Source organism: Bacillus sp. C30, from assembly GCF_040838255.1.
GTDB classification, from domain to species: Bacteria; Bacillota; Bacilli; order Bacillales; family Bacillaceae_G; genus Bacillus_A; species Bacillus_A mycoides.
On sequence record NZ_JBFPJH010000148.1, the window covers coordinates 1 to 8,292 of the forward strand.

General features: G+C 34.7%; 12 protein-coding genes. 4 read left to right on the forward strand and 8 right to left on the reverse strand.

Annotated features, from left to right (window positions below; genetic code table 11):
* Nucleotides 1-1,073, forward strand: a 1,073-nt coding sequence (locus AB3X49_RS14225) for an ABC transporter ATP-binding protein (protein WP_367962871.1), incomplete at its 5' end; no start/stop codon positions are given.
* A 69-nt stretch (nt 1,074-1,142) separates the two neighbouring features.
* Here AB3X49_RS14225 and AB3X49_RS14230 read toward each other — a convergent pair.
* The 3 genes from AB3X49_RS14230 to AB3X49_RS14240 all read right to left on the reverse strand — a co-directional run bounded on the left by AB3X49_RS14230 (nt 1,143) and on the right by AB3X49_RS14240 (nt 2,570).
* Nucleotides 1,143-1,652 carry an SDR family NAD(P)-dependent oxidoreductase gene (locus tag AB3X49_RS14230; protein ID WP_002066937.1) on the reverse strand — a complete coding sequence of 170 codons (510 nt, stop codon included), beginning with the start codon at nt 1,650-1,652 and terminating at the stop codon, nt 1,143-1,145.
* Nucleotides 1,653-1,717: 65 nt separating this feature from the next.
* Nucleotides 1,718-1,816 (reverse strand): hypothetical protein, encoded by a 99-nt coding sequence (locus tag AB3X49_RS14235; RefSeq protein WP_002128904.1) that lies wholly within the window; start codon nt 1,814-1,816, stop codon nt 1,718-1,720.
* Nucleotides 1,817-2,114: 298 nt separating this feature from the next.
* Nucleotides 2,115-2,570, reverse strand: a complete 456-nt coding sequence (locus AB3X49_RS14240) for an RDD family protein (protein ID WP_002033806.1) — start codon at nt 2,568-2,570, stop codon at nt 2,115-2,117.
* 131 nt (nt 2,571-2,701) lie between these two features.
* On the opposite strand from AB3X49_RS14240, the gene AB3X49_RS14245 reads away from it, so the two are divergent.
* A complete protein-coding gene (locus AB3X49_RS14245) occupies nt 2,702-3,133 on the forward strand; it encodes a DUF3997 domain-containing protein (protein ID WP_002138153.1) in 432 nt (143 codons plus the stop codon).
* A 44-nt stretch (nt 3,134-3,177) separates the two neighbouring features.
* Here the strand turns inward: AB3X49_RS14245 and AB3X49_RS14250 are convergent, their stop codons facing one another.
* Together AB3X49_RS14250 and AB3X49_RS14255 are read right to left on the reverse strand one after the other, a co-directional pair.
* Nucleotides 3,178-3,936 carry a hypothetical protein gene (locus AB3X49_RS14250; protein ID WP_002066932.1) on the reverse strand — a complete coding sequence of 253 codons (759 nt, stop codon included), beginning with the start codon at nt 3,934-3,936 and terminating at the stop codon, nt 3,178-3,180.
* Between the two features lie 36 nt (nt 3,937-3,972).
* Nucleotides 3,973-4,701 (reverse strand): DUF4184 family protein, encoded by a 729-nt coding sequence (locus AB3X49_RS14255; protein WP_367962877.1) that lies wholly within the window; start codon nt 4,699-4,701, stop codon nt 3,973-3,975.
* A gap of 148 nt (nt 4,702-4,849) precedes the next feature.
* Here AB3X49_RS14255 and AB3X49_RS14260 point away from each other — a divergent pair, with 148 nt between their 5' ends.
* Together AB3X49_RS14260 and AB3X49_RS14265 are read left to right on the forward strand one after the other, a co-directional pair.
* Entirely contained in the window at nt 4,850-5,119 is a 270-nt protein-coding gene (locus AB3X49_RS14260) for a hypothetical protein (protein WP_367962879.1), read from the forward strand.
* A 10-nt stretch (nt 5,120-5,129) separates the two neighbouring features.
* Nucleotides 5,130-5,855: an AAA family ATPase gene (locus AB3X49_RS14265; RefSeq protein ID WP_002165131.1), complete on the forward strand. Its 726-nt coding sequence runs from the start codon at nt 5,130-5,132 to the stop codon at nt 5,853-5,855.
* Between the two features lie 29 nt (nt 5,856-5,884).
* On the opposite strand, the gene AB3X49_RS14270 is transcribed toward AB3X49_RS14265, so the two are convergent.
* The 3 genes from AB3X49_RS14270 to AB3X49_RS14280 all read right to left on the reverse strand — a co-directional run bounded on the left by AB3X49_RS14270 (nt 5,885) and on the right by AB3X49_RS14280 (nt 8,204).
* A complete protein-coding gene (locus AB3X49_RS14270; RefSeq protein ID WP_002128911.1) occupies nt 5,885-7,060 on the reverse strand; it encodes an acetyl-CoA C-acetyltransferase in 1,176 nt (391 codons plus the stop codon).
* Nucleotides 7,061-7,199: 139 nt separating this feature from the next.
* Nucleotides 7,200-7,649, reverse strand: a complete 450-nt coding sequence (locus tag AB3X49_RS14275; protein WP_012261633.1) for an NUDIX hydrolase — start codon at nt 7,647-7,649, stop codon at nt 7,200-7,202.
* 261 nt (nt 7,650-7,910) lie between these two features.
* Entirely contained in the window at nt 7,911-8,204 is a 294-nt protein-coding gene (locus AB3X49_RS14280) for a DUF3928 family protein (protein WP_002088390.1), read from the reverse strand.
* Nucleotides 8,205-8,292 lie beyond the last annotated feature (88 nt).

Sequence of the window (8,292 nt, forward strand, 5' to 3'; positions counted from 1 at the left end):
ATAAAATATATGATAATAACGTAACAGCCGTAACGGATTTTAATTTACACATTCAAGATAAAGAATTTATCGTATTCGTTGGTCCTTCTGGCTGTGGAAAATCTACAACACTACGAATGGTAGCTGGACTTGAAGATATTTCAAAAGGAGAATTTTCAATTGATGGTAAGCTAATGAACGATGTTCCTCCAAAAGATCGAGATATCGCAATGGTCTTCCAAAACTACGCTCTTTATCCACATATGAGTGTGTATGATAATATGGCATTTGGATTAAAACTTCGAAAAATACCGAAAGATGAAATCGACCGTCGAGTGAAACATGCAGCTCAAATTTTAGGGCTTGAACAATATTTAGATAGAAAACCGAAAGCTTTATCAGGTGGACAACGTCAACGTGTTGCATTAGGTAGAGCAATCGTTCGAGACGCAAAAGTTTTCTTAATGGATGAACCCTTATCAAACTTAGACGCTAAACTACGTGTTGCAATGCGATCAGAAATTTCTAAATTACACCACCGCCTTGGCACAACGACAATTTATGTAACACATGATCAAACTGAGGCAATGACAATGGCTTCACGCCTTGTTGTTATGAAAGACGGCAAAATCCAACAAATTGGAACTCCAAAAGAAGTATATGAAACACCTGAAAATATTTTCGTTGGTGGTTTTATCGGTTCACCCGCAATGAATTTCTTCCGTGGAAAATTAACTGAAACCGATTTCGTTATAGACAGTTCAATAAAGTTTAAAGTATCTGAAGGAAAAATGAAGTTATTACGCGAACAAGGCTATGTAAATAAAGAAATTGTTTTAGGTATTCGTCCAGAAGATATTCATGATGAACTATTATTTTTAGAAGCTTCACAATCTACTACTTTCACAACAAAAATTGAAGTTGCAGAGTTGTTAGGGGCTGAATCCATTTTATATATGAAACTTGGAAATCAAGATTTTGCAGCACGTGTTGATGCAAGACATACTTTTTCACCTGGTGACCAAATTAAACTTGCTTTTGATATGAATAAAGCACATTTCTTTGATAGCCAAACCGAACAACGTATTCGTTAAAAAATAAAGTTCTATAATAGAACATACAAAAAAACCGTCCACATATATACTGGGGGCGGTTTTCCATTATTATACTAGGGCTTCTATTGTATGAAATGATTGTCCTCTCGTGCTAATAATACCAAAAACAGGTAAATCACTAAGCACCACTTCTTCTTGCTGTTTCATAAAAGATGACGTTAATTGTTTTATCTCTATCCAAACGTCATTAATACAAAGTACATTGGAATCGTTCTCTTGTTGGCGAGAAAAAATAGAATCTATTTTATATAGACCAGCATTTTGAAAAAGCATATCAATACGACTATATGCCTCCATAGCAAAACTAATAACACGTTGCCAATCTCCTTGTTTCCCCATATCGTAGGATACAAAAAGTGCTTCTCCGCCTAAATCCGTAATTTCCTCAGCTGTTGCTTGTCCACTTTCTTGATCAATGTCCGTCACAATTACTTTTGCGCCTTGCTTAGCCAACAAAAGAGCTGTACTACGTCCAATACCGATGCCACCACCAGTTACAATGGCAACCTTTCCTGCAAGCTTCATTTTCATTACCCCTTCTATAAGTCTTACCGTCATTCAGTATACTCCTTTATTAGATTAGTCTGCAAGCAGGAAAAGTTCACGCTACAGATTGTAAGCGATTACTTTTTTGTTTCTTTTTTTTTCTTACTATTATATTGATCGAAGGTTAAACCAATAAAAATAAGAATTCCCCAAAATATTAAGCTACCTCCAGTCATTCCAAATCCCCCTTTGTTATATAACGATATTATTTATACCCATTATAACATTCTCTTAATTTTCAATCTATTTAAAACGAAAATAGGATGTTTGAATTAGCTACCGCTTCTTTAAACATCCATCAATAATATGGAGGGTATTATATAGGAAATATCCACCCTATATCAATTCCATTTATCTAATTTTCCGAAAAATAAGATAATGATGGAATTTTTCATGAAATTAAAAATAAGACTTTTTATATACAAACAATAAAAAGTCTTATTTCATTAGTAGCACGTATACTCTAAATATTAATTATACAAGACTCATCACTTTTGTCTTTGCAATTAAATCATGGAAGCCACAATTATCTTTGCGGAATAACATCATATATACATTGCATATTAATGGAACTCCAAGTAATAATATGCTTGGTAATAATAATACCAAAAATCGTATTATTAATGTTTGTAACGTTAGTTTTTCACTTGTTAACGAGATTATTTTTGTTCTTGTTACCTTTTTACCAAGTGTAGAACCGTTCCAAAGAAAAGGTAACAGAATAAAATTTATAGCCATTAATACGAAAACAAGTGTAAGGTCATATCTATAGTCACCTAAACTTATATTAAAACGATCAAAAATAGCACTATAGTTTCCTGTAATAATAGCTACTACTGCACCGTACGTAACCGAGATTAAAAACATGTCAATAAGGGAAGCACCTATGCGATTCATTACAAGCGCTGGACGATGCATCTTTAACTTCATTTTGTGTCGACTCCTTCATATCCTTCTTTACCCGTTTCATCGTACCACTTCTAAAAAACATTGTAAACTGGCGTTTCGCTTACTTTTCTTGTACAATGTGTTACAACAGCATTATAAAGGAGGTTCCCATATTGAAAAGATGGATAATCCTATTTGCCGCACTCTTATTAACAGGTTGCACAGGCAATACAAACCATTTAACCTATACAATTAACGATGAATATGAACTCATACATACTTCTGGAGATGCATTTGAACTTTTCCCATCGCAGGATGCTGTATATGCTACACAATACATCCCTGCAAAAATTACAGAAATTGCTTGGGACGATAAATACATTATCACAAAGCAAATTGAGGAAAAATCAGATCCAAATAATCCTGACGCAGCAATTACAAATAAAAAAAGTGAACATTATTGGATTATCGATGTAAAGCATAATAAACGATTCGGTCCTTATAATGAAAAACAATTTAACGAGCAAAAAGATGCTTTTAAAATTACAGTGCCTTTTCAAAGTGTAGATTCATATATGAAAGAGCTAAAAAAACAGTCAGCATAACTTTTTATGCTGACTGTTTTTGCTTAAATTATTATAAAGACACTTTATTTAGAGAGTGAAATATTAAAAGTTTGCGGTTCTTTAACAGCTTCATTTGTGTCTCCTGCTGCTAAATCATCTGTCGTAAACTTAATATCCTTTACTTTTTCTTTTCCATCATCAAGTATTAAACCGATAATTCCTTCTCGTGTCTCACCAGGCCTATAATCTTCCCTTGAAACACTCTTTGTACCAACGAGCGTATCTTCATCATATAAAAAGTTTTGAGTTGCTACATTAAAATGTTGTTTGTCATTTATAGCAACATCATTCATAGAGAAAAATTGCATGTTCTTATCTCCACTATTCTCTACCTTATATGTAATTTCAACATACCGAATCGTATCGCTAATCTCTGTTCCACTTAACGATGCATATAATTCAGCATCTTCTTGACTCACTTTATCTCCCAATCTACGCTTTACTTCTTCAGGAGTTAATGCAGTATACACTTTCAATGTATTTTTTGCCTCTTTGCTCATTTGTGATAATGAGATAACTTTAACGTCTTGTACGTGAATTTTCATTGGGGCTACTTCAAATGTCTGATTCACAGAATGAATCTGTTCTAATTCAAATGTCCCCCACCCTTTTTCTTTCACTTTTTGTCCTACTTTTTTAAGCTCACGCCCACCATACTCTTTTGTTTCTGGAATAGATTCTTTCTTTTTAGGTTCTGCCTTCTTTTCTTCTTGCTGGAAGCAACCACTTAACATAAGAAGAAAACTGCATAAAACAAAAATACTTTTCCATGCTTTCATCATTTAATTTCTCCTAACACTATCATTCATTAATATAAATTAGTCCCTTGATTTGTAAACTATAGAAACAATAAGAAGTCCACAAAACGAACTTGTCAGTCCAGATACTATTATACCTCCTATTTGGAAAATATGAAAATAGGGGTCTAATAACGCGTGAACGATAAATATAATGGCCGCCACAACGATAGATGAAGCCCAATATTTCTTTTTTTCCGCAGTTAAACTAGTATCTTGATCAGTTTCCCTCCTATATTTCCATAGTACATATATTAGTAATAGTAGACCAAAACATGTACTCCCATGCTGTAAAAATTTATAAATTGGAATACTATATACTTCTTGCTGTAACAGCGATATTTTCATAACAAAATAGCCTGTCTTATGAGTAAAAGCATCCCAAACGACATGCGTCACCATACCGAATAAAGCTGAATAGCAAAATACAAAAAAGTCCTTCCAAGTATATAGCCCCCACTTCGCATCTACTACATATTTATAGTAACTAGCAAAAGGCTTAGGTAAATGTGTTATAAACGGTCCTTTTAAAATACGATGATATGCATATGCTAATAAAAAAACGAGTGGTAAATTCAAATAGAAGAAACCAGCCCATGTATGGCCAATAATACCGTATGGCCTAAAATATAAAAAATATTCAAAATCAGGTGCCATACTACCCAATATAAGAGCCGTCACCGAAATATAACTAGAATGTTTCTTAGCAAAAGGGAGAACAGCTGCTGGATGTGCAAATGTAAACGGCATATTAATACTCCTCTTCATATTTCTAATAGAATACCATCTATCATAACGAGAGAATTAATCTTGATGCAATGTTTATTTTCACATTGGAATATGATAGTTTACGTGTTATAATCCACATAAAATATTCAGAAAATAAGGAGGTGTTCACGTGTCATTAACACTTGTCTTTTTTCTTGTTTTGTTTATATTGTTTTTAAGTACATACATTGGCTTCTTTCTATGGAAGAACTTGAAAATTATAAAATATATGCCTGCTCTCTTTGGTTTTATGAGCGTTCTTTTCATTTTCATATGGAAGAGAATGACTTTCGGCTGGGAAGGGCTCGGTTTTGGCGCACTTCAATATACAATATTACTAGCAAGTTGTCTTACATTAGTATTTGCCGCTTTTTTAGAATCAAAATCCGTTATGAATTGAGGTTTATATATTGATTGACGTACCCTTTTTAAAAAATGTCACATTAAAAAAAGAAAATATCCCTAGCTTTTCCGCATATCCTTACTGTCTACCCGCTATTCGAACTTTGCAATCACTAGCTTTCCACCCAAATGTAACATTCATTATTGGAGAGAATGGGACAGGTAAATCAACATTACTGGAAGCAATTGCAATTGCTTTAGGTTTTAATGCAGAAGGTGGAACGAAGAATTTCCGTTTTAGCACAAACGATTCCCATTCATCTTTACATGAATATCTTCGAATTTCAAAAAGTTTCAATACACCAAACGACGGTTTCTTTCTTCGCGCTGAATCATTTTATAACGTTGCTTCTTATATCGATGAAATAGATGCTATAAAATCTTATGGCGGCGTTTCACTTCACGAACAATCACACGGCGAATCCTTCTTCTCATTATTTATGAATCGTTTTTCAGGACAAGGTTTATACATTTTAGATGAGCCTGAGGCCGCTCTATCACCAATGAGGCAACTTTCTATGCTTATTCGAATGCACGAACTAGCGGAACAAGGTTCACAATTTGTTATCGCAACGCATTCTCCCATTTTAATGGCTTATCCTGAATCTACTATATACTCTTTAACTCAAGAAGGGATTCACGAATCTACATTAGAAGAAACGGAGCATTACCAAACGACGAAACTTTTCTTTGAAAATCGCGATCGATTATTTCATCACTTATTTGAGTCATAAAAAAAGAGGCAGCAATCGCTGCCTCTTTTTTATAATGCTTCTATAAATAAAGCTACTCCAATACCGCCTCCAACGCATAGAGAGGCAATACCTTTCTCTAATCCACGTCTTTTTAATTCGTGAATTAAACTTACCGTAATACGAGCTCCTGTACAACCAATTGGATGTCCAAGTCCTACACCACTACCGTTTACATTCACTTTCTCACGGTCTAACCCTAACTCTTTCTCTACAGCTAAATATTGTGCAGCGAAAGCTTCATTAATTTCAAGTAAATCTGCATCTTCTAATGACCAATCTACTTTTTCTAATCCTTTACGAATTGCTGGTGCTGGTCCAATACCCATAATTTTCGGATCTACACCCGCTACTGAGTATCCAACAATTCGAGCTAACGGTTGTAAGCCCTTTTCTTTTGCTTTTTCTTCGCTCATTAATACTAGAACTGCACTTCCGTCATTAAGACCAGATGAATTCCCTGCAGTTACTGATCCGTCTTTACGGAAAGCTGGTTTTAATCCTGCTAATTTTTCCGCTGTAATATCTGCACGTGGATGTTCATCCTTCGCAAATACAACTTCTTTTCTACGTTCTTTTATTGTAATAGGAACAATTTGATCGTCAAAGTATCCAGACTCCATCGCTTGCAACGCTAATGTATGACTACGAAGCGCAACTTCATCTTGTTCCTCTCTTGTAATTTCATATTGTTCAACTAAATTTTCCGCTGTTTCACCCATCATAATATGGTGAATCGGATCTTCTAAAACTTCCCACACCGTATCACGAATTTCTCCGTGCTGTAGACGTTGTCCCCAGCGGTGTTGTTTTAATGCATAAGGGCTCGAGCTCATTGCTTCTACTCCACCTGCAACAACAATATCACTTACACCTAATTGGATTTGCATTGCAGCAGACATAATTGCTTGCATACCTGAAGAACATTGACGTTGAATTGTATAACCAGTAACTGTGTCAGGAAATCCTGCCGCTAATGCAGCTGTTCTTGCCGTATTTGCTTCATCAGTTCTTTGAATACAATGACCTAAAATTACTTCATCAACTTCATGTGGCTCTACTCCGCCTCTTTTTACAGCTTCCTGAAGTACAGGAACAGCTAATTCTACTGGTGTTATATTTTTTAGTGCTCCTCCGAAAGTTCCAATTGGTGAACGAACTGCAGCTGTAATGACAACATTATGCATTTTGTACTTGCCCCTCTCTTATGTACCCTAGTAAGTTTGTAGGTGAAATTCCATAAGTTGTATGTCTAAAATTATCATACTATAAACATACCAAAAAATCAAAATATTTAATATAATAAAAATAGAAGGAATTAACCTTCTATTCTGTCAATGCGTATAAGAATTTTTGTAATATCTTCTCTGTCGTTTCATTCAATTTTGGTAACTTATCTACTGGAAAATATTGAAGTTCTAACCCTTCATGATCGAGCTTTAATTCTCCGCTTACATGATGTGCCTGATACAGATGAATCACATTAAAAATTTCATCTCCATTTGGATAACGAAAATAAACTTCCTTTCCTGAAAGAACGCCAAGAAATTGCATAATTTTCGCGTTTAGTCCCGTCTCCTCGAATAATTCTCTACGAGCAGTTTCTTCTGTCGTTTCTCCCAGTTCCATTGCCCCACCAGGTACGCCCCAATCATATGTATCTGAACGATATTGAAGCAATACTTCTTGATTATCATTTAATATAATAATTGCTGATCCTACTAAAATAAGTGGTCTCGTACCAACTACTTTGCGTAACTCTTCAATATACCCCAATATGTAAACTCCCCTTTCCTCACCCTTCCTTATCATAACAAAATTCTCTTTCTTTTGTTGCTGTAATTTTCAATAAAAAAGGAAGCTTCCACTTCCTTTTTTTACCGTTATCCTGCTATTTGCGGGCGGTAAGACCCCTACCTCAAAATTCAGCGAAAGTAAAGAAGTTAGGTGGGGATCGGGCTGCCCATAAAAGCCCTATTGGTGAGGGCTGATAATCAGTGGGCGATGAACAAAACCCCCACTGATTAAAGTTTCACTTTATTTCTTAAAGCTTTCGTATTTTACAACTTCAAAAGCTTCTTCAATTTCCTCATTATGATAATGGACATATGTAAAACGCCCTAATTCTACTAACCTAGCTATTTCTTGCAATGCTTTATGCTGATCATATGTTTCTTCAATTGTAATATGTACATAAAACTTCATTAATGGATGTTCATATAAAGGTTCTCCCACCTCTACATATACATCTTCAACCCCTTGCACAACTCTTACATAGCTCGCAAATTGATACAGAGCTTCTCTGTCTGAAACGATTTTTAATGTATACATATATTCTCCCCCTTTTCTTTACTATATCAAAAAGATGACCATACTACATTATAGAACTATGAAATTTTTTCGACTTATAGTCTATATA

Coding starts and splice junctions, on each gene's coding strand:
- AB3X49_RS14230 (WP_002066937.1), bottom strand. CDS start 1,652: ATGACGGTAAGACTTATAGAAGGGGTAATGAAAATGAAGCTTGCAGGA.
- AB3X49_RS14235 (WP_002128904.1), bottom strand. CDS start 1,816: ATGACTGGAGGTAGCTTAATATTTTGGGGAATTCTTATTTTTATTGGT.
- AB3X49_RS14240 (WP_002033806.1), bottom strand. CDS start 2,570: ATGAAGTTAAAGATGCATCGTCCAGCGCTTGTAATGAATCGCATAGGT.
- AB3X49_RS14250 (WP_002066932.1), bottom strand. CDS start 3,936: ATGATGAAAGCATGGAAAAGTATTTTTGTTTTATGCAGTTTTCTTCTT.
- AB3X49_RS14255 (WP_367962877.1), bottom strand. CDS start 4,701: ATGCCGTTTACATTTGCACATCCAGCAGCTGTTCTCCCTTTTGCTAAG.
- AB3X49_RS14270 (WP_002128911.1), bottom strand. CDS start 7,060: ATGCATAATGTTGTCATTACAGCTGCAGTTCGTTCACCAATTGGAACT.
- AB3X49_RS14280 (WP_002088390.1), bottom strand. CDS start 8,204: ATGTATACATTAAAAATCGTTTCAGACAGAGAAGCTCTGTATCAATTT.